We start from the raw sequence: 22,042 nt of genomic DNA on the forward strand, positions 1-22,042 counted from the left end.
TCCGTTGAGCCATCATTTTTATTACTTAGTTTTGTATTCGATTTTGAGTAAAAACCTCTTCTGAAACGCATACCAAATGTCTGATTCAATAAAGCACGAATGTGGAATTGCCCTTATTCGATTGCGCAAGCCTTTTCAGTATTATCTGGATAAGTACAAGACGCCTACTTATGGCCTCAGTAAATTGTACTTGATGATGGAAAAACAAGTCAATCGAGGTCAAGATGGTGCCGGAGTCGCCAATATCAAAATCAACGTTAATCCAGGTAACCGATATATCAGTCGGTACCGCTCAGTAGAGCCTCAAGCAGTAGCCGATATCTTCGGAAAAATCAATAAGAAATTCAGGAAAGCACAAAAATTAGCCAAAGATGTCAAGCGTGAAACGGGCATTGATCCGAGTCATGATGCCACTTGGTGGCAAGAAAATGTAGCTTTTACTGGTGAGGTATTATTAGGTCACTTGCGTTATGGTACCCATGGCCAAAATGAAATTGAAAATTGTCATCCCATGTTACGGCAGAGCAATTGGAGAAGTCGGAATTTGGTGATGGCAGGAAATTTCAACATGACCAATGTGGATGATTTGTTTGACAAATTAGTATCCTTGGGACAGCATCCGAAGGAGAAAGTAGATACCGTTACCGTGATGGAGAAAATTGGTCACTTTTTAGATGAAGAAAACCAAAGACAATTTTTGAAATACCGTGACAAATATGAGAATCCAGAGCTTTCCGATATTTTGGCAGAACAGATTGATTTAGTTCGCGTATTGGAGCGTTCTTGTAAGGACTTTGATGGTGGTTATGCCATGGTGGGCCTAACAGGATATGGTGCTTCCTTTGTAGCTAGAGACCCTGCTGGTATTCGTCCGGCTTATTATTATATGGATGATGAAGTAGTGGTGGTGGCATCTGAAAAGCAGGCTATTAAAACTAGTTTTAATTGTGCCTATGACCAAATTCAGGAGATTACTCCTGGTTCTGCTTTAGTAATTGACATGGATGGCTCGGTCAAAGAAGCTCCTTTCATTGATCGCCTAGAACAAAAATCTTGTTCCTTTGAGCGTATATATTTCTCCAGAGGTTCTGATCCAGATATTTATTCTGAACGTAAAAAATTAGGTAGGTTATTAATTCCTCAAATTTTGGAAGAAGTAAATAATGACCTAAAAAATACGGTATTCTCCTATATCCCAAATACTGCCGAAACGGCCTTTTTAGGGATGATTGATGGCTTAGAAGACCATTTAGCTAAAGAGAGAAAGCAGGCTATTATGGGCGGTATTCTTTTTGAAAAAGAATTGGAAGAAATGTTAACATTCCGCCCAAGAGTAGAAAAATTGATTTCGAAAGATGTGAAAGTCCGCACCTTCATCACTAGCGATGAGCAAAGAGATGACATGGTTTCTCATGTGTATGACACAACTTACGAAGTAATTAACAAAGGCGTTGATTCCGTGGTACTAATTGATGATTCCATTGTACGTGGAACAACCTTAGAAAAGAGTATTCTGAGTTTATTAGATAAATTAGCCCCTAAAAAAATTGTCATTGTTTCCTCTGCTCCTCAGATTCGATATCCTGATTGCTATGGTATTGACATGTCAAAAATGAAGGAGTTCGTTGCCTTTAGAGCCGCTTTAGCACTCTTAAAAGAAAGAGGATTAGAAAGTGTTTTAGACGAAGTAAACCTAAAATGTTTAGTGGCCTTAGAAAATGGGACAGCACATACAGAAAATTTTGTAAAGGCCATTTATGCCCCATTTACTGACCAAGAAATCTCTAATAAGGTAGCTGAAATTGTCCGCCCAAAACATATAAAAGCAGAGGTGTCTGTCATTTATCAGACAGTTGAAAATCTAAACGTGGCTTGTCCAAATCATTTAGGAGATTGGTATTTTACGGGCAACTTCCCTACTCCAGGAGGAAATCAAGTAGTTAATAAAGCGTTTGTGAATTTCATGAAAGGAATTGAAGTTCGGGCATATTAATTTTTTAAAAAAATCCTTAACGCTGTCAAGGTTTAAAACCTTGACAGCGTTGTTTTTTTTGAGCATTTTTCAAAAGAAACGAATGAGATTCTTCTCTTATTGCTTAGCTACAATCTTTATCAATTTATTGATTTAATAAGCCACTACGACAGCCCCCCGCAATGTCATAATTCCTTTTTCAGGGAAATTTTCAGGAGTTGATTGATATTGAATAACCCAAGCATAGGTATCAGGAGGGACTAGGTGTCCATTGAATTTACCATCCCAGGATAATTCGGCGGAATTGGAACCTTGCTTAGAAAATAGCATTTCACCCCAACGATTAAATATTTGGACATTCACAATCTGAGTTCTGGCTGGATTCTTTGGAATTGGATTAAATGTGTCATTTTTGCCATCCCCATTGGGAGTAAAAATAGATGGAGCAAAAATTAAGGGTTCACATTTATCCGGTACGGTATAATTACTTGACGTCACACAACCATCTGCATCTTTTATTTCTACTTGATAGGATCCATTACGGTTAATCTTGGCATAATTCAAATTCAAGGCAGAAGTTATGGCTGAATTGGGAGTCCAAGAAAAGGTAAAGTCCCGACTATTTCCTGCTATTTGTAGGATAGTTTGAGGATTTACCTCATCCATACAAATAAAATAGTCCTTTTTAGGGAAGAAATACTCATTTGTCAAAAAATTCACTTGAGTTTTCTTGGTAATTGAACAACCAGTAGCGGTGTCAGTTACAATTACTTCATAGGATCCTCCAGGCTTTGGTACTACAATTGCAGGTGTTTTATCTTGTGAGCTCCATTCAAAAGTCAATGTTTTTTGTGGAGGTAATTTGTCTAACTGAACTTTGGCATTATCCTTACAAATACTATTATACTCTTCCTTTAAACTTAAAGGTTCCATGATTTGAATATCAAATTCTTGGGCATCCAAAAGGTAGTCTTTAACACATACGTTAGAAATTGCGGCGGTAATGACATATTTGCCCGCCTGTTTAAACTTATGCTTCATAACATCACCTTCATAAGAATAATACAGGGTTCCAGCAGGGTCCAGTGGTACCGTTAAACCGGTACTGGTTGGAAAAGGATTTAAACTTGTTTTATAGATCTTCCACACAATTTTGTCATTGTTCATAGGGTCACATAATTTCTTATCGACCTTATAGCTAAAGGTAGTTCCCTCGCAAGTTTGCTTAATACTTGGTGGGCTACTTGGGTTTGGTGGAGAGGGTATAGATGGTGGAAGTCCTAATTGACTGGTCACATTAGAAGGAAAAGTAACAGCATTAGGTTCATATTTAGCGCGTTTGAGCGAGTCTGTATTACTTAACAAATCATTGGTTTGCGTAATTTTCCCTAAAGTTGAGCTCCCTTCAATGGCCACAAAGATGATGGTATTATAAACAGGATCTATTTGTAAAGCTCCAATTTTAGCTAAAGTATCTAATAAAACCCGCTTGGAAGCCAAAATCGTATCTGCATTATTCTTGGCTATATTGAACTGTAAGATTTGAGACCGAATGGTCTTCCCATCACCTTGCATAGAAACATACAATACTTTTTTATCTTGAGAGTATTCCACACCATATATGGTAGGTGGAGAAGCGCCTAAATCCAATGTGGTTAAGTAAGTTGGTTTCCCTTCACCCGTTGCATCATAATCGAATAAATCCAATTTATTGATTGGAGGCCCTGGTACCACGACCGCCATTTTACTCCAATCCGTTGAAATTTTGGTATAACCCGCAGAACTGGTTAAGCTGGTAGAACCAGAAGGACTTGTAATAATTGGAGCTGAAATACCTGCATCAGAAACTTTAAAGGTCCTAATCGTATTACTATTGGCATCTTGAGAAATTAACCAATAAAATCCAGAACCTCCTTGAGATGCTACTAATCGTTCAGTACTAGGAACAGGACTTAATAATTGATTTATTACAGACAGGCCTCCTTTCCCTTTATTCAGCTTCATATCCACGATGCTGTAATAAATCTGATTCTCATTCGCGGCATTTTTCTTCAAGGTGAAGATATAATATTCCGATTGACAACCCTTACATGATGTTTTAGGCATGGTAGTCACCCCTTGCGAATTAGTAATATCCCCATTTATCAGAGCACTAGGATCTTTGCTAAAAGTGATTGGGTTATTGTCACGATCAAATACTTTTTGGCCATCCGTATAATAAATAATACTATTGGTTGGGTCCGCCATTACAGCTACCCCATTGGGTACATTTAAACGACCTGTGGTTGGAGTTGGGTTATCTGGGTTTTCAAATTTCACACCAGCACTACTTCCAAAATACCATGCAGGAGGCGCTTTTAATAGCACTTGATTGGGATCAGTTTCTCCACAAATTTCAATTTGCATTTTTGCTTCTGCAGAACATCCAGAAAGAGGTTCTGTGATCTTTACAGAATAACAACCCGATTCTCGTACCTTAATGGTATCAGTAGTTTGGCCCTTGGGATACCATAAGACTTCAATTGGATAGGATGGTCGACCTACTTTTTGAAAGGCATTTAATACCAATTCCTGACCTAAGCAAATTGTTTTTTTAACTTCAGACGTGTCTTTCCCCAAATAGATTTCTGGCAATTTCCCTATGATAACTCGTTCTGTTAAAACGATTGGAGGAGTGCCGGCCAAGGGTCTTTGAATGGTAACTTTAACATTATAAGTACCTGGACTACAATACTGGTGTACGCCAGTAGCCGAATTTTTTTTATCATTGGGAGCAGCTGGCTCACCAAAATCCCACGAAAAAGTTGTACCGGTGGGGAAATTTTCAGTCAACTCAAAAACGGTAGCTAAATTAGGGTCAACTCCCTTTTCACAACTTGCGCACTGGGTTAGGCAATTATTACGAAAAACGATTTTGGGATCCGAAAAAGCACGGAAAGAAACAAGCCAAACCAGAAAAAGAAATAGAAACTTTTTAATCATTTAAAAGTTAGGCAAGTACATGATTTGAACACAAAATAAGGCAAAATATTGGTTTTTGAAAAGCTAAGTACTAAATTGCTGGGCTATGCGACGTAAACTCGGATCATACCGTATTGTTTTTATATTTTTAGGCGCATTCTTTATGTGCACTGGGAAAACATTGGCACAAGATCCGCAGCTTTCTCAGTTCTATTCGGCACCACTTTTGATATCTCCTGCATTTGCAGGTATAAATAATACATCCAAGGTCAATTTCAACCATAGAAATCAATGGCCAAATCTTAGTTCTAGTTATCAATTTTCTTCATTTACGGCTGATATTAATTTCTCCCACATAAATAGCGGTGTGGGAATAGTGATGACCACGGATAAACAATTTTCAAATTTACAAACGACATCATTTGGATTACAGTATGCTTATCACATCAATTTAGCTGAGGAAAGCTCGATTTCTTTAGGAATACAAAGTTCTTATGTAAATCGGGGATTAGACTTTTCTAATCTGATTTTCGGAGATCAATTTGTCAACGGTAGTATTAGTCAGAAAAGTGATGACCCCATTTTGAAAAATTGGGAAAAAAATGGTGCCTCTACAAATTACATGGACTTTTCAACTGGGGCTATGCTCAATCTTAGAAATTCATGGGTCGGCCTATCGGTACACCATTTAAATACCCCAAATCAGTCATTGTCTAGCAGAACATCAACCATTAATTCTCCTGTAGCAATGAAATTCAGCATACAATTAGGTACTAAAATCATGCTGGAAGATAGTTATTTTGAACAAAACTCCTATCGAGCACGAAACACCGAAAAAAGTATAAGTCCTGTTTTAAATTACAAACACCAAGGTACATTTGATCAATTAGATTTAGGGGCCTACCTAACCCTTTCTCCCATTGTTTTAGGAGCTTGGTATCGAGGAGTTCCTATTAAGAAAGATAATAATGGCATTATGAATAGCCGAGAATCCATTGTGGCATTAGTAGGATATCGTCAAGACAATTTCTCGGTAGGATATTCCTATGATTTAACCATTTCAAAGCTTGGTCTACCCTCTGGAGGCGCCCATGAAATTTCGGTAGCCTATTTATTTGATTGGGATATTTCATTAAAAAAACCTTACCTGAAGTTAAAAAGGACCTTGGCTTGTCCCAAATTTTAAAGATTTGCCCATTGGGTAAATTCTGATTAGAATATCCAAATGACAAGTAAAAAAGGTTTAAATTTGTAGATTGTTAATTATTCTTCCCGATTTATGATGAGATTTTTCCAGAAAATCCAGGTTTTCCCCATACTGACAACATTTGCATTCGTATTCTTTTTAAGTTTTTTATCAGTTGCCCAAACTGCTCAACAAGGGAAAAAAAATGTAGATGAATTAACGGAAGATCAAATTACCCAATTTTATCAAAAAGCTCAAGCTAGTGGCATGAGCGAGGCTCAAATAGAAAAAGCGGCCAAAGCACAGGGTTACACTGCCTCTGATATTGCTAAAATGAGGGAGAAGATTAGTAATCTTCCGGCCAGTGTAAACACCAAAACCACAACCAAATCAGAAACAGAAGGGAATAACCGGGTTACTAATGGGACACTTAGCAATCAAAAAAAGACAGAAATAAATCCAACAGGAGCCCAAGCTAACCCAAATCAAAAAAAGAGTATTGAAGAACAAATTTTCACATTGGAAGAACGTATTTTTCTTTCTCAACCGCTAAATGTTTATAGTGATAGTTTAGTAAAAGTTTATAAAGCACTTCAATTGAAAAGATCTTTGGCACTTGAAAAAGAAATTTTTGGATCTAGTTTGTTTGATATAGAAAAACTAAATTTTGAACCTGATTTAAAGATAGCTACTCCTCTGAATTATACCCTTGGGCCTGAGGACGAATTAAACATCGATATTTTTGGGGATGTCTTGGATAATTTCCGAGTTAAGGTTAGTCCAGAAGGAACTGTCAAAATACTGAACCTAAGTCCGATTTATGTCAATGGTTTAAGTGTAGATGCCGCAGCAAATAGAATTATCGGTAGACTTCGCCAATTATACCAAGGTTTAAATAAACCTGGAAGCGGGTCTTCAGCCCAAGTAACCCTAGGTAATGTTAAAAGCATTAAAGTAACCTTAACGGGTGAGGTTAAATTCCCTGGAACATATACCGTTTCTTCCCTAGCCACGGTATTTAACGCTTTGTATTTAGCTGGTGGACCTAGTTCCAATGGATCATTTAGAAATATCAAAGTAATAAGAGCTAATAAGGTCATTAGAACTTTAGATCTCTATGATTTTTTATTAAGAGCTGATCAGAAAGATAATATACACCTGCAAGATCAAGATGTTATTCGAATTTCAGATTATGAAACACGGGTAGAACTTATTGGAGAAGTAAAAAGAGCCATGATTTTTGAAACTATCAAGGGAGAAACCCTAAAAGATGTTTTAAAATTTGCCGGTGGATTTACCAACAAAGCATATACTTATTCTATTCCTGTAACTAGAAATACCTCCAGGGAATTAAAATTAATGAATATCACTCAAGATGAGGTGAATTCATTTATTCCTCAAAATGGCGATAAATTTGTCATTGGAGCTATTATTGAACGATTTGAAAATCGGGTAGAAATTGAAGGGGCTGTGTTTAGGCCTGGCATGTATGCTTTAGAAAACGGACTAAGCACCGTAAAAGAATTAGTAAAAAGAGCTGAAGGTACCCGAGAAGATGCCTTTTTAAGCAGAGCCACCATTACAAGAAAATTAGAAAATTTCGAACCTTCCATTATTTCGATTGATTTAGGAAAAATTTTAAGGGGAGAAATTGCGGATTTCCCATTACAAAGGGAAGATATCGTTAAAGTATTTACGGTTTCTGGATTAAAAGAAAAACGAACTGTAAGTGTTTTTGGTGAGGTCAACCAAGAAGGCACCTTTGAATATAAAGAAGGAATGAAAGTTGGTGATTTAATATTACTTGCCAAAGGATTTAAAGACGGAGCAAGTTTTTCAAAATTAGAATTAGCCAGAAGAGTTGTCACCCATGGCGCAGGTTCAATCTCAGAGGATAAAATCGAAATTAAAACCTTTAATATTGATGGAAATCTTCAGATTTCAAATGAAGGAAGTCAATTTACATTGACACCATTCGACATATTATCCATTCGTCGAGCTCCTGATTACGAAGATCAGCGCTACATCAATATCCAAGGGATGGTTAATTATCCAGGGGTTTATGCACTTAAAAATAATAGTAAAAGATTATCCGATTTCATCGAATTAGCAGGAGGATTAAAGGATGGAGCTTTTTTAGAAGGGGCTGAGTTCTATAGAAATTCAGAAATTGTTGGAATAGATTTAAAAGAGGTTATTGATAATCCGAACTCCAAAAATAACCTGTATTTAATGGCCATGGATTCTTTGGTTATACCTAGAATTAATCAAACAGTAAAACTATCAGGTGCAGTACAAAATCCTATCTCAGTGACTTACAAGGATGGTTATAGCCTAGATGATTATATTTCAGAGGCAGGTGGATTTGCTTCAGATGCGATAAAAAAGCTGGTCTACGTTAAAAATCCAAACGGCGTATCTAGTAGAACAAAAAGGTTCTTATTTTTCAAGGTTTACCCTAAAGTTCTCCCTGGGTCTGAAATCATAGTAAATAGTATTCCTCCAGGTAGCAAAAAAGGTTTGACAACCGCTGAGGTAATTGGTTTAACATCAAGTTTAGCTTCTTTTACCTTTACGATTATCACATTGGTCAATCAATTATCAAAATAATTATCTAATGGAAAACGAGAATATCAAAAATTCATTTGATAATGAAGATGAAATCTCCATAAATCTTGGAGAAATTTTAAAGGCAATTAAAGCAAACATTCTATTAATTGGAATTACCACAACTTTATTCACCATTGTTGGAGTTTTATACTCGTTAAGTCAAGCCAATGAATATGTTTCAACCGTTAAATTATTACCCGAAATAGATTCCAAATCAGGGGGGAATAATTTAGGTGGCCTTAAATCATTAGCAGGTTTGGCAGGGGTAGACATTGGTGGAGGAGCTGGAGTGGATGTTATAAGACCTGAAATTTACCCAAGTGTGTTACAAAGTACACCGTTTCTCCAGGAAGCCTTGAAAAGTAAAGTTTTTGTTCAAAAAAGAAAAAAATGGCTTACTGTTTATGATTATATCATAACCTCGCCTGAACAAGCTCCACTACAAATTTTTCCTAATGATAAATCTACCATGGATGTAGAGGAATCAAATATCACAATCCCTAAAGAGGGTTTATCTTCTGAACTAATAAATTTAACCCGATCAGAATTAATAGGAATTACCAATTTGAAAAGTAGAATATCCGCAGAAACAGATAAAAAAAATGGGATGGTGACCATTTCTGTTAAATTAACAGACCCCGTAGCAGCTGCCATGCTAATTGAATTTACACAGGATTATCTAACTAAATATGTTTCAAATTATCGAACTGAAAAGGCGAGAAAAGAACTAAAATTCCTACAAGAACGACATGCTGAATCGCGAAAAACATATGATAATGCCTTAAGTAGATTATCCACCTATAAAGACCAGCATCGCAATACATTCTTACAGGTAGCTAAAGATCAAGAAAAGAAACTTCAATATGAGGTTGATTTAGCTTTCAATATTTATTCCAGCATTAGTACTCAAATGGCTGATGCAGCTGTAAAAATTCAACGGGAAACTCCAGTATTTAAAGTATTAGAACCCGCACAAATTGCTTTACAAAAATCAGAACCAAAGAGAAGTATAATAACCATTGGATTCTTATTCTTCGGATTATTTATTTCATTGGTCATTGTATTTTTCAAAACTGCAAATCTTAAACAGATATTTTCTTAAAAAAGGTGTTTTTAATTCAAAATAAAAGGCCAGTTCTCTCGAACTGGCCTTTTTGATATAAGCATACTTGAGTTATTATTTCAAGGTACGTTTTACTTCTTTCATTTCGTAACATTCAATCGTATCTCCTACTTCTAGGTCATTGAAGTTCTTTACTGACAATCCACACTCATAGCCAAACTTGACTTCAGCTACATCATCTTTGAAACGCTTCAAAGCTGATATTTCTCCTTCATGAACAACCACAAAGTCGCGAATCACACGGATTTTATTGGCACGCTTCACCGTTCCATCTAATACATAGCATCCAGCTACGGTACCAATTTTTGAAATTTTGAATACATCGCGCACTTCGATATTTGAAGTAATAACTTCTTCAAAAGTGGGTGCCAACATACCTTCCATAGCAGCTTTGATTTCATCAATTGCTTGGTAGATAATGGAGTAGTTTCTAATTTCTATTTGCTCAGCTTCAGCCAATTTACGTGCATTCACGGATGGTCGAACTTGGAATGCAATAATTACCGCATCGGATGTAGATGCTAAAGCCACATCTGATTCAGACACTTGACCTACACCTTTGTGAATAATTCTTACTTGAACTTCTTCAGTTGAAAGCTTCAACAAGGAATCTGATAGAGCTTCTACTGAACCATCCACGTCACCTTTTACAATTACATTCAATTCACGGAAAGTACCAATAGCCTTACGACGACCAATTTCTTCCAATGTAATGTGTTTCCTAGTACGTAAAGACTGTTCACGTAAAATTTGCTCACGCTTGTTCGCAATTTCACGAGCTTCACGCTCATTCTCTAAGCAGAGCAATTTATCACCTGCTTGTGGAGCTCCATTTAATCCTAAAACCTGAACAGGTGTAGATGGCCCCGCTTTTTTAATTTTATTTCCGTGGTGATCAAACATGGCCTTTACACGACCATAATTATCTCCAGCCAACATCATGTCACCGATATTCAAAGTTCCTGCTTGGATTAACAGGGTCGTTACGTAACCACGTCCTTTATCCAATTCTGCTTCAATAACAGAACCTACAGCTTTCTTATTAGGATTTGCTTTTAGATCTAATAATTCAGCCTCTAACAACACTTTTTCCAATAAATCATCGATACCTAATCCTGATTTGGAAGAAATTTCTTGACATTGGTATTTACCACCCCAATCTTCCACTAACATATTCATGGCAGCTAGCTCCTCACGAACTTTATCTGGATTTGCTCCATCCTTATCCACTTTAGAGAAAGCAAATACGATGGGTACTCCCGCTACCATTGCATGGTTAATTGCTTCTTTTGTTTGTGGCATAACAGAATCATCTGCCGCAATCACAATAATAACCACGTCGGTGATTTTAGCACCCCTAGCACGCATCGCAGTAAAGGCTTCGTGACCGGGAGTATCTAGGAAAGTAACTTTTTTTCCTGATTCAGTTTGTACTGAATAAGCACCAATATGTTGTGTAATACCACCTGCTTCACCAGCAGCTACTTTGGCCCGACGAATATAATCCAATAAGGATGTTTTACCGTGGTCAACGTGACCCATGATGGTTACGATGGGAGCTCTTGGAACTAAATCAGCTGGATCATCTTCAATTTCTACCTCAACAGCATCAATTTCTTCTTCCGCTGAAATAAAACTCACTTCAAACCCAAACTCATCTGCTATAATGGTAATTGCTTCGGCGTCCAATCGTTGATTGATCGAAACGAACATACCCAAACTCATACAAGTAGAAATTACTTCATTGACGGAAACATCCATCAAAGAGGCTAAATCACTAGCTGAAATAAATTCTGTTACTTTTAAGATTTTTGATTCTTCATCTTCAGCTAATTGACGTGCTTCATCCGCTTCTGCCCGCTCTCTACGTTTAACACGGCGCTTATCAGCACCAAAGCTCTGCTTGTTCGTTGCACCTTGCAAACGAGCCATGGTTGCCTTAATCTGTTCTTGAATATCTTTATCGGAAAGCTCTTCTTTAGGCCCTCCTGGCTTTGCACCCGGAGCAGCTGGTTTCTTTCCAAAATCCTTTTTCTTGAAATCGCCTCCTCCTGCTGGTGCCGGACGATTGGCTGTTTCGTTAGAAACAGGCCGTTTTTCTTCTTTAATGATACGCTTTCTCTTGTGCTTTTTGTCACCCGAGCGATCACTAGGAGTAGGTAATTCAATTTTACCTAAAACAGTTAATCCTTTTAAAGTTTCACCCTTTGCTTCAATTAACTCAATATCAGGAATAGTTGACTCCACAACTGGAGTAACAACGGGTACTTCTGGTACAGCAGTTTTAGGTTCCTCCTTTAGGGGTTCAACCACTTCTTGTACTGGCTCTACCTTTGCTTCAGGCACCAATGGTGCCACTGGTTCCACCACTTTTTCCTCTACTTTTGGGGCCTCCACTGGTTTCTCAACGGGTTTTGGCGCAACAGGATGACCTTTTTTGTCTAAATCGATTCTACCCACCACTTTTAAACCCATAGGTCTTGGTTCCTCCTCTTTCACAGGTTCAGGTTTGGCAACCTCTACCACAGGAACTTCAACAACTTTTTCTGGTTCAGGAGCTGGGGCAACAACCTCTTCAACAGGGGCTGGCTCAGGTTTTTTCACCTCGACAACCACAGGTTCTGGCACAACTACTTCTTCAACAGCTTTTTTGGGAGCTTCTGATGCTTCCAAAATATGATTCGCATCATATTCTCTAGCCAATAAGCTAAGCTGCTCAAAATTTAATTTGGCATTTGGGTTATTATCAATTTTGTGACCCTTAGCAGAAAGAAACTGAAGGATCGTAGACGTCCCCACGTTTATTTGTTTTGCTACAAGGCTCAATCGCATTGTCTTTTCTTCTGCCATAAAAATTACAAAATACTATAAATCATTCAATGTGTTACAACTTACTCAAATTCAGCACGAAGAATCGATAAGATATCTTCGATCGTCTCCTCTTCCAACTCCGTTCTACGCTCTAATTCTTCTTTAGATAAAGCTAAAACCTGCTTGGCTGTATCCAAACCAATCTTGTGTAGCTCATCCAAAATCCAAGCGTCAATGTCGTCAGAGAATTCATTCAATTCTACATCTTCCTCGTCCAATTCATCTTTAGGCACATCACGGAAGACATCAATTTCATATCCGACTAACTTACCAGCTAATTTAATGTTTTGACCTCCACGACCAATGGCCATAGATACTTGATCTGAGTTTAAAAATACCGAAATACGTTTACGCTCTTTATCAATCGTCATCGAGTTTAACTTCGCAGGACTCAAGGTTCTAGCAACTAATAACTCTAAATTATCTGTGAAGTTAATCACGTCAATATTTTCATTCTGTAATTCACGAACAATACCATGAATACGGGATCCTTTCATACCTACGCAAGCCCCTACTGGATCAATACGATCATCATATGATTCTACAGCTACCTTAGCGCGCTCACCTGGTTCACGAACAATCTTACGGATAGTAATAGTGCCGTCATAAATTTCTGGAATCTCTTGTTCAAATAAGCGCTCCAAAAATACAGGTGAAATACGTGATAAAATGATACGTGGCGTACCATTAGCCATCTCAACCTTGTGAATGATTGCTTTAATTGTCTCTCCCTTTTTAAAACGATCCTTTGGAATCATTTCAGTTTTAGGTAGAATCAATTCATTGTCTTCACTGTCTAGCAAGATCAACTCTCTACCCAAAATTTGGTATACTTCGGAACTAACTAATTCACCCACTAAATCTTTATACTTATCATAAAGACTTTCTTTTTCAATGTCCTTTATTTTTTGAATCAAGGTTTGACGAGCTGTTTGAACTACGCGACGACCGAAATCCTCTAACTTGATCAATTCAGCTACCTCTTCACCAATTTCAAAATCGGGCTCGATTAATTTCGCCTCTGACAAAGGAATTTTATCAAAATCCCAAATATCTTCCGAATTATCGTCCACGATTTCACGTGTACGCCACATCTCTAAATCGCCACTCTCGGGATTGATAATCACATTGAAGTTTTCATCGGAACCAAATTTCTTACGAATCATGGTACGAAATACATCTTCTAAAACCGATATCATCGACGGCTTATCAATGTTCTTTTCCCGAGCAAACTCTGCAAATGACGAAATTAATTCAACACTGTTCATTGCTATCTCTCTTTTTTTATTGAAATGACACTTGTACTTTAATTTTATCTATTTCTGCTAAGGAAATCCAAGTAGACTCCTTAGCCACTATTACTCGATGTTTCAGCGTTTTTTCAGTTAAAACCTCGATCGAATCCTCATTGTAAGCGAGTAAAACTCCTTCAAATTGCCCCTCTTTCTTCATCCAAACTTTAACCTTTCGACCTATATTTTTTTGAAACTGCCATCCTTGCGTTAATGGAAAATCCAAACCAGGAGAAGAAACTTCTAAATTGTAAGCCTCCTCAATCCACAAATTTTCTTCAATATGATGTGCCAACTTACGGCTCAACAAAGCACATTCATCAATGGAAATCCCTTCTAATGTATCGACTAAAATCGTTACGAGACTGCGTTTAGCTCCTTGTGAAACCTGCAAATCCACTAAAAAAATAGGACCATCTCCCACATAAGCCAACAACCACTCCCTAATTTTTTCTGATAAATCACCCATGCTTTTCCAATTGAAAACAAAAAGAGGGATTAAAAACCCCTCTTCATTTCTTAAATTTCCTTCGCAATTTACGCATATTTTTCTAAATAACAACCTATTCAGCAAATAGAATGGTATTTGAGATAGATAAATCCATTCTATTCTGAGAAAAAATTCGTTACTTTGGAGGCAAAATCACAAAAATTCAATCGATCTAGATCGCTTCATATGGCATATCAATTACTTAAAGGAAAAAGAGGTATTATTTCTGGCGCATTAAACGAAGATTCCATCGCCTGGAAAATTGCAGAAAGAGCTCACGAGGAAGGAGCAACTTTCACCTTGACCAATGCTCCACTCGCTATGCGCATGGGAGAAATCAATCACCTAGCTGAAAAATGCGGAGCCAAAGTTATCGGTGCTGATGCCACTTCGATTGAAGATTTAGAAAAACTTTACGATGAGTCCATCGAATTTTTAGGCGGGCCAATCGACTTTGTATTGCATTCCATTGGAATGAGCACGAACATCCGCAAAGGACGTGAATATGGAGATTTAAATTATGAATGGTTTTTAAAATCATTGGATGTATCTGCTCTTTCCTTCCACAAAATGCTTCAGGTAGCTCAGAAAAAAGATGCTATCGCTCAAGGAGGGTCTGTTGTAGCTTTATCATACATCGCTGCTCAACGTTCTTTCCCTGATTATACGGACATGGCTCAAGCGAAAGCCATGTTGGAATCCATCGCGAGATCCTATGGTTATCACTATGGTAAAGCTAAAGGAGTACGTATTAATACAGTTTCTCAATCTCCAACCAAAACAACAGCTGGAACAGGGATAAGTGGTTTCAATGCATTCTATGAATATGCCAACCAAATGTCTCCATTAGGCAATGCTACTGCTGATGATTGTGCAGATTATGTTATTACCTTATTTTCTGATTTAACTCGTAAAGTAACTATGCAAAACTTATTCCATGATGGAGGTTTCTCTTGTGTAGGTATTTCAGAGGAAATTGTTGAAAAGATGGAAAAACAATAATCATTTTCGTATTTCAGCTAAGCTTTACCTTGAGATTACTTTCAACTTTTATTCGGATTTTTTTGTGGCTAATGGTAGGTACTTTCCCGGCATTGGCCACTTACGAAGTTTTTCCTAATCCCCCAGAAAGTGCTATTAGGTTATTCTACATTCAACGTAGTTCTAATTCGAATGTGGTGGTCTATGACGCTAATTTAACAAGTTCTAAAGCCTTAAATTCCAAAAATCCGGTACATACTTATTGGATTAGGTATGCAGAAAAAGGCCAACAAGAAGAATTGTCTTCCATTCAGAAAACCTTAGCATACGGCTTATATACCAACAAAATTCCAAGTGAAATTGAACCTGCTTATGAAGCCTATTTTTTGGCATACAGGAAAAGGAAATTTGTTGTCAAACTAGACCCCAAAGGTCTACCCATTGCCTTATTCCCAATCAACGGAAAGCTTCAAGTCCTAAAAAGAGTCTTTGTGAGCGTAGACGAAAGTAAATTTATGCCTTCGGTCAATTACATTGAATTATTTGGTAAAGACCCCATATCAGGCAAAGAAGTCTACGAGCGCTTTAAACCATGATTTCTTAACGCTGTCAAGGTTTAAAACCTTGACAGCGTTGGTAAAATTGGCATTTTTATTTTTAAAAACCCTCCAGTTTTTTGATAAATTAAATTAAAATCAATCTGTTGATTTTATTAGAAAAATATCAATTTTTAAAAACAGATGTAAGCAAAGAAAGAATAGCTTTGCCTAACGCTGTCAAGGTTTAAAACCTTGACAGCGTTGAAAAAAAATCCCAAAACTTACCACTGATACTTCAAGGCAAGCAATAGATTCCATGGCTGAGTTGAATATCCATACGATTCAACAAATGTTTGATTGTACAAATTTTTAATCAAAAGATTGAATTGCAACTGCTTACTTATCTGATAACTACTTTGTAACTCCGACCAGACGTAGGGTTTCAATTGCTTAGAAACCACGCTGAATGATGCCTCATCATAAACAAAATCAGTTCTTTTAGCTTGCCAATGATGCATCCATGACACTTGCCATTTCGCATTAATTTGGTAACTCAAATTTAATACCACAGAATGCGCAGGCCGCCTTATTAAGGAAGAATAAGTACTATCCTTCCCTGCGATTTTATTTGTCAGATTTCCATCAAGAAAAGTGTAGTTCAGGGACGAATTAAATCGCCCTGTTTTATAGTTACCCTCCAATTCAAGCCCTCGAGTATTTTGTTTGGAAACATTGACATATTCTCCATAAGGATCTACGCTTTTCGATTGAAAAACAATCCCATCTTTTACTGTGTTTTGAAAACCGACTATCCTAGCCGACCAAGCTGCCTGTGCGACTGACAATCCAAGTTCTAAAGTTGATCCTAATTCTGGCTTCAATGCACTATTTCCATAAGGAGAATATAATTGATACAAGGAAGGAACCTTGAATCCGGAATAAACATTAGAAAACAACTTCCAATCCTTCGTTAAAAATAAATAGGGATTAATGGTAAAGGTCGTGAAATCACCAAAATTGGAGGACTTATTCCATCGAGCACCTAACTCAATTCCTCCCCTTTCCCCATGCTTCTGCACCGTAACATAACTTGCCCAAATGGATTGATTGGCTTTTTCAGGTGCTAAAGCAGGCGAGTCATATCTTCCAAAATTACTAATCGAGTAATCTGTTTGTAAGGTATTTTGAAAACGATATTCAGTACCGGCTAATAGTATCAATTCTTTACCTAAAACCCATTTACCATACCATTCCAATCCTTGACTTTTACCTTCATAATTGGATTTAGAAAAATTGGTCCAAGCATTCGCAGTAATAAAACTGGAGTCGTTAGTAAATTCACGGTGAATAATTTCATGAAAAGCCCGAAAATACCAGGTTGTAACCTTTCCCTTATATTGATATTGCAAACGTATAGAGCTAGAATTCGCTTTAGCTGTATAATCTTTTTCATCGACATACGGACCTGCATCTAAATGACTCTTGTTGGCATTCCATTGGTAATAAACATCCAACCAAGACTTTTCCCCAATGGGTCTAGACCAAGCCAAATGTACCTGCTGTTGACGAAATCCGTCCTTTTCAAAATTCCCCAATGTATCCTTTGCAGCGGAATATCCTTGACTTATAAAATCTCGAACTTGAATATTCCACAAATTTCTGGCTAAGGATCCGCGAACTTGAGCACTTGTGTTTAATTCACCGATACTTCCACCTTGTACTTGAACTTTCCCTTGTATTTGCTTGGAACTAGGTTTTTGCGTCACCAAATTAATTACCCCTGCCATGGCATCTGAACCATACAGGGTAGATTGACCTCCTTTTAATATTTCAATTCTCTCCAATGAACTGATATCCAATAAATTCCAATCCATTACTTGAGAAATATGCGAGGGGTCATTTACAGGAAATCCATCTATCAATAATAATACATGTCCCGTGTTAGCCCCACGGACGTAAATTTCTTGATTTGACCCGGGTGCACTTCTTGCTCCATTGATGGAAATTCCGACCTGACTTTGTAGTACTTCGGCCAAACTTTTACCTGCCATTTGATCTAATTGAGTTCGACTGATCAAACTTACCACCTTCCCCGTTTGGCTTAATTTTTGGGGATACTTTGGGGCAGAAACTTGTACTTCGGACAATAATTGAGATTCAGCTGATTGCTGAGCAAAAGCCAAAGCGCTAGGGAACAAAATCGCCCCCAATGCTAAGCATTGCGATTTTAAATGAAACATGATGTGTAGCCTCTCGGCTATAAAATTGAAAAAATACTCGAACGCTCGATCTCGTCTCATCCTCCGTAATGCGACATCAAGAATCGAAAAAGGCAGGTCTCCTGACTCGTTTTCATCATCTATCTACCTTCCCAGAAAATCCAGTGGCTTTGATTTGATAAATGCTTTACAAAAACTTACAGTTGCGGGGACAGTTTTGGCTTTGACCAAATTCCCTATTAAGTGACAATCTTTAGGAAAGATTTACACACCTTCATCTAAGGTCAAAGGTAGAAATTTTTTTGAAAGAATTCAGTTCTAATGGCAAGAGGAAAACTTCATTTATGAATTTATCAGTTTTTAACAAGGCTATTCCCCATAAATTCACTTGATTGCAGGCTAATTGAATGATATGACGAATCAAACTCGATGTGCCTGGGTTTCTTCCGACCCTCTCTATATAGACTACCATGATCAAGAATGGGGAATACCTCAACATGATGAACAAAAACTGTTTGAACTTTTAATCTTAGAAGGATTTCAATCAGGATTGAGCTGGATTACCATTCTTAGAAAACGTGAAGACTTCAGAGAGGCCATTGATCAATTTAATTATCAAAAAATTGCTCAATGGGAGGACCATAGGTTTGAAGAATGCCTTTCAAACCCAAAAATTATCCGAAATCGATTAAAAATCAATGCCCTAAAAATGAATGCTCAAGCATTTATCAAAATTCAGGAAAAATTTGGTAGCTTTGACCGCTACATTTGGGAATTTGTAGGGTTTACGCCCATAAAAAGCCACTTCTTCAGTCATCAAGAATTACCTAGCAGTACGGAAATCTCATTAGCCATGAGCAAATCCCTGAAGAAACACGGTTTTAAATTCGTCGGTCCAACTATTTGCTATTCATTTATGCAAGCTGCGGGCCTGGTTAATGACCATATTACCGAATGTTTTTGCTATCAAAAAATATAAATTTATGAATTCGAGGATTGTCATCATCCCGACCTACAATGAAATTGAAAATATCCAAGCCATTATCGAAAAGGTAATGAGCCTAGATCCTTTATTTGATGTGTTAATTGTAGATGATGGTTCTCCAGACGGTACGGCACAAGCCGTAAAACAATTACAAGTCGATTTTCCCAAAAGAATTCATCTAATCGAACGCCAAGGAAAACTGGGATTAGGAACTGCCTATATTGCTGGTTTTAACTATTGTATCGAAAAGCAATACGATTTTATTTTTGAAATGGATGCGGACTTTTCTCACAATCCTGACGATTTAGTACGCTTATACCAGACCTGTGAACAAGATGCTGACATGGCTATTGGTTCTAGGTATATCAATGGCGTCAATGTAGTAAACTGGCCCATAGGACGCGTTTTAATGTCCTATTTTGCTGGCTTTTACGTACGCTTTATCACAGGGATGCCGATCCAAGATGCTACCGCCGGCTTTGTATGTTATCGTAGAAAAGTGCTAGAAACAATACCTCTTCACGAAATCAAATTCATTGGATACGCTTTCCAAGTAGAAATGAAATTTACTACGTGGAAATACGGATTTAAGATTGTTGAAGTGCCTATTATCTTTACTGACCGTACGAAAGGGGAAAGTAAAATGTCTGCCAATATTTTCAAAGAAGCTATCTTCGGGGTAATTCAACTAAAAGTAAATAGTTTTTTCAAACGGTACCAAAGATCATGATCTATCCAATATTAAAATCACTGCACATCATTTTTGTGGTAAGTTGGTTTGCTGGATTATTCTACTTACCTCGTTTATTGGTCTATCACGCAGAATCTCAAGATAAAGCAGAACCTGAGCGCAGCATTCTTTCCTCGCAATTCGAAAAAATGCAAAAGTTATTATTCAATGCCATCATGATACCAGCCATGTTTTTAACTTGGTTGACAGGGCTGAGTCTTATTTATCTTCAGTGGTGGGATGGTTTTGGGCAACATACATGGTTGCACCTAAAATTGGCCTTTGTGGTTGGTATTACCATTTACCACTTCTATTGTCGCCACATAATTTTAAAATTCCGACAACAAAAATTTATTTTCTCTGGTCCCCAGCTTCGACTGTTCAATGAGATTGCCACCATTTTATTGGTGTCAGTGGTGTTTCTAGTGGTAGGAAAAAATAGCCTGGATTGGCTTTATGGCTTACTTGGATTTACCTTGTTTGGAATACTGATCATGGCAGCAGTAAAGCTTGCTAAGCGCTTTAGAAATAAAGCTTAGGATAATTGCCTAGCCATTTCTCGCTTGACATCTTTTTCCTTAATATCCTCTCGCTTATCAAAACTTTTTTTACCCTTTGCCAAGGCAATATTCAGTTTGGCATAGCCTTTATCTGAAATAAATAATCGAGTAGGAATGATGGTTAAGCCTACATTTTTTAACTCTTTTTGAAGTTTTTTCAGCTCCCTTTTAGACAATAACAACTTTCGATCTCGAAGTGGCGTATGGTTGAAATGAGTACCCTCTTCATAGGTGGAAATATGCATATTTCTCACATATAATTCGTCCTGCATGAACAAACAATAGGCGTCTGTGAGGTTGGCTTTTCCTTGACGGATGGATTTAATCTCCGTGCCTGTCAATACCAATCCTGCGGTCCAGGTTTCCAAAAATGCATATTCAAAAGAAGCTCTTCTATTCTGTATTTCAACTTTCTTTTGAATTTTTTCTCTTGCCATGTTGGTACAAATAAAAAAGCCACACAGATGCACTGCGTGGCTTTTTAGCGTTTAAAAGATTACTTACCCGCTTTTTTTGCAGCGTATTCTTTGTTCAAACCTTCAATCATTTTTTGAGTTACATCCACAGAAGCATCAGCAAATAAAATACCGCCTCCTAGTTTAGAATAACCCAAAACGAATTCAAACTTGTTCTCTTTGTTCACCTTGGTGATATACTCACGAATGTTATTATATAACTCTTCGTTTTTCTTAGCTTGTTCTTGACCTAACTCAGCTTGCTTTTGCTGGCTATATTGTTGCAATTCTGCACCCTTCTTTTTTAAAGTCATGTCAGCCGCTTGCAATTCTGCTTGAGTCATAGCAGAAGCACGTTGTTGGATAGCTTGCAATTCACCTTGAAGTGCTCGTTCTTTTTGACCTAAATCAACCTGTAAACGGTATCCTTTATTTTCAAACTCTTTTTGAGCGTCTTTGTAGAATTGATAATTATTCAAAAGTGAATCTGAATTAACGAATACAATTCTCTTCCCGTCAGAAGTAGTGGCTCCAATTCCTGCTGAAGACCCTGATGGTTTAAAATACAAATAAGCAATTGCAAAAGTTAAAACTACTAACCAAGCATAATGAAGATTTTTCACGGGGTATAATGTTTAAAAATGACTAGGACGCAAAGATACAAGGTCTTATTCAGTTGTCCTAAAAAATTACAATTTTCAATGATTTCCTCTCAATTTTGAGCCTGCCCAGGACCATAATGCCCCTGTTAAACCTCCAAAAACACCTGTAAGCAAGTATAAAGCCAGCACACTTCCACCTAGAGGTAAAATTTGTGCCATGCGTGAAGGCAAAGTACTTGGGAATTGGCTATCCATCCAAATCGCAGAAACGCTCCAAAGGATAAATCCAGCCCCTAATCCAATTAAAAATGCCGATCTACTTGGTAAAGCCAAAAAGAAGGAAATTATTCCAAACACAATTCCCATGGCATACCAAGGCAAATATATTTGAACAATTGCGCCCAATATTACCAAAATGAGAATTGTAGTAAGGGCAAAAGATGTACTCACGTTACGCTGTGCCATA

The 22,042-nt window shown here is 37.4% G+C and carries 17 protein-coding genes and 1 riboswitch; of the genes, 9 read left to right on the plus strand and 8 right to left on the minus strand.

The annotated features are described in order from the left end of the window. Positions 1-76 precede the first annotated feature (76 nt). On the plus strand, positions 77-1,993 hold the full coding sequence (locus tag SKC36_RS07875) for an amidophosphoribosyltransferase (protein WP_459465548.1): 1,917 nt from the start codon (positions 77-79) through the stop codon (positions 1,991-1,993). Positions 1,994-2,125: 132 nt separating this feature from the next. Here SKC36_RS07875 and SKC36_RS07880 read toward each other — a convergent pair whose 3' ends face one another. Beyond that, a complete protein-coding gene (locus SKC36_RS07880; RefSeq protein WP_459465550.1) occupies positions 2,126-4,954 on the minus strand; it encodes a T9SS type B sorting domain-containing protein in 2,829 nt (942 codons plus the stop codon). Positions 4,955-5,039: 85 nt separating this feature from the next. Here SKC36_RS07880 and SKC36_RS07885 point away from each other — a divergent pair, with 85 nt between their 5' ends. From SKC36_RS07885 to SKC36_RS07895, 3 genes are all read left to right on the plus strand, one after another. Then, entirely contained in the window at positions 5,040-6,119 is a 1,080-nt protein-coding gene (locus SKC36_RS07885) for a PorP/SprF family type IX secretion system membrane protein (protein ID WP_459465552.1), read from the plus strand. Positions 6,120-6,212: 93 nt separating this feature from the next. Further along, the gene (locus SKC36_RS07890) at positions 6,213-8,729 is read left to right on the plus strand and encodes an SLBB domain-containing protein (RefSeq protein WP_459465553.1); all 2,517 of its coding nucleotides are present in this window, start codon (positions 6,213-6,215) and stop codon (positions 8,727-8,729) included. 7 nt (positions 8,730-8,736) lie between these two features. Further along, a complete protein-coding gene (locus tag SKC36_RS07895) occupies positions 8,737-9,831 on the plus strand; it encodes a Wzz/FepE/Etk N-terminal domain-containing protein (RefSeq protein WP_459453347.1) in 1,095 nt (364 codons plus the stop codon). 75 nt (positions 9,832-9,906) lie between these two features. Here the strand turns inward: SKC36_RS07895 and infB are convergent, their stop codons facing one another. Genes infB through SKC36_RS07910 form a run of 3 tightly spaced genes read right to left on the minus strand, consistent with a single transcriptional unit; the run spans position 9,907 to position 14,484 of the window. Beyond that, a complete protein-coding gene (gene infB, locus SKC36_RS07900; protein WP_459453346.1) occupies positions 9,907-12,702 on the minus strand; it encodes a translation initiation factor IF-2 in 2,796 nt (931 codons plus the stop codon). 41 nt (positions 12,703-12,743) lie between these two features. Next, positions 12,744-13,991, minus strand: a complete 1,248-nt coding sequence (nusA, locus tag SKC36_RS07905) for a transcription termination factor NusA (protein ID WP_459453345.1) — start codon at positions 13,989-13,991, stop codon at positions 12,744-12,746. Positions 13,992-14,007: 16 nt separating this feature from the next. Then, on the minus strand, positions 14,008-14,484 hold the full coding sequence (locus SKC36_RS07910) for a ribosome maturation factor RimP (RefSeq protein WP_459453344.1): 477 nt from the start codon (positions 14,482-14,484) through the stop codon (positions 14,008-14,010). Positions 14,485-14,691: 207 nt separating this feature from the next. Between SKC36_RS07910 and SKC36_RS07915 the strand changes: the two genes are divergently transcribed. Together SKC36_RS07915 and SKC36_RS07920 are read left to right on the plus strand one after the other, a co-directional pair. Then, positions 14,692-15,507, plus strand: a complete 816-nt coding sequence (locus SKC36_RS07915) for an enoyl-ACP reductase FabI (RefSeq protein ID WP_129026783.1) — start codon at positions 14,692-14,694, stop codon at positions 15,505-15,507. A gap of 71 nt (positions 15,508-15,578) precedes the next feature. Next, positions 15,579-16,082, plus strand: coding sequence for a DUF4833 domain-containing protein (locus SKC36_RS07920; protein ID WP_459453645.1), 504 nt, complete (start codon positions 15,579-15,581; stop codon positions 16,080-16,082). Between the two features lie 224 nt (positions 16,083-16,306). Here SKC36_RS07920 and SKC36_RS07925 read toward each other — a convergent pair whose 3' ends face one another. Then, complete coding sequence (locus tag SKC36_RS07925; protein ID WP_459465554.1) at positions 16,307-18,265, minus strand: TonB-dependent receptor plug domain-containing protein; 1,959 nt, start codon at positions 18,263-18,265, stop codon at positions 16,307-16,309. 74 nt (positions 18,266-18,339) lie between these two features. Continuing rightward, positions 18,340-18,535, minus strand: a riboswitch (cobalamin riboswitch). Between the two features lie 121 nt (positions 18,536-18,656). Between SKC36_RS07925 and SKC36_RS07930 the strand changes: the two genes are divergently transcribed. From SKC36_RS07930 to SKC36_RS07940, 3 genes are read left to right on the plus strand one after another with little or no spacing between them, the layout of a single operon-like run. After that, on the plus strand, positions 18,657-19,223 hold the full coding sequence (locus SKC36_RS07930; RefSeq protein WP_459465555.1) for a DNA-3-methyladenine glycosylase I: 567 nt from the start codon (positions 18,657-18,659) through the stop codon (positions 19,221-19,223). Between the two features lie 4 nt (positions 19,224-19,227). Beyond that, positions 19,228-19,959, plus strand: a complete 732-nt coding sequence (locus SKC36_RS07935; RefSeq protein WP_459453341.1) for a polyprenol monophosphomannose synthase — start codon at positions 19,228-19,230, stop codon at positions 19,957-19,959. After that, positions 19,956-20,498 carry a CopD family protein gene (locus tag SKC36_RS07940; RefSeq protein ID WP_459465556.1) on the plus strand — a complete coding sequence of 181 codons (543 nt, stop codon included), beginning with the start codon at positions 19,956-19,958 and terminating at the stop codon, positions 20,496-20,498. The genes SKC36_RS07935 and SKC36_RS07940 overlap by 4 nt, the downstream gene beginning before the upstream one ends. On the opposite strand, the gene smpB is transcribed toward SKC36_RS07940, so the two are convergent. The 3 genes from smpB to SKC36_RS07955 all read right to left on the minus strand — a co-directional run bounded on the left by smpB (position 20,495) and on the right by SKC36_RS07955 (position 22,041). After that, entirely contained in the window at positions 20,495-20,956 is a 462-nt protein-coding gene (gene smpB / locus SKC36_RS07945) for an SsrA-binding protein SmpB (RefSeq protein ID WP_269004586.1), read from the minus strand. The two genes, SKC36_RS07940 and smpB, sit on opposite strands and share 4 nt — an antisense overlap. Positions 20,957-21,015: 59 nt before the next feature. Then, entirely contained in the window at positions 21,016-21,597 is a 582-nt protein-coding gene (locus SKC36_RS07950; RefSeq protein WP_459465557.1) for an OmpH/Skp family outer membrane protein, read from the minus strand. Positions 21,598-21,672: 75 nt separating this feature from the next. After that, entirely contained in the window at positions 21,673-22,041 is a 369-nt protein-coding gene (locus tag SKC36_RS07955; RefSeq protein ID WP_459453338.1) for a hypothetical protein, read from the minus strand. Position 22,042: the final 1 nt, after the last annotated feature.

The sequence above is a fragment of the Aquirufa sp. OSTEICH-129A genome, assembly GCF_054558355.1.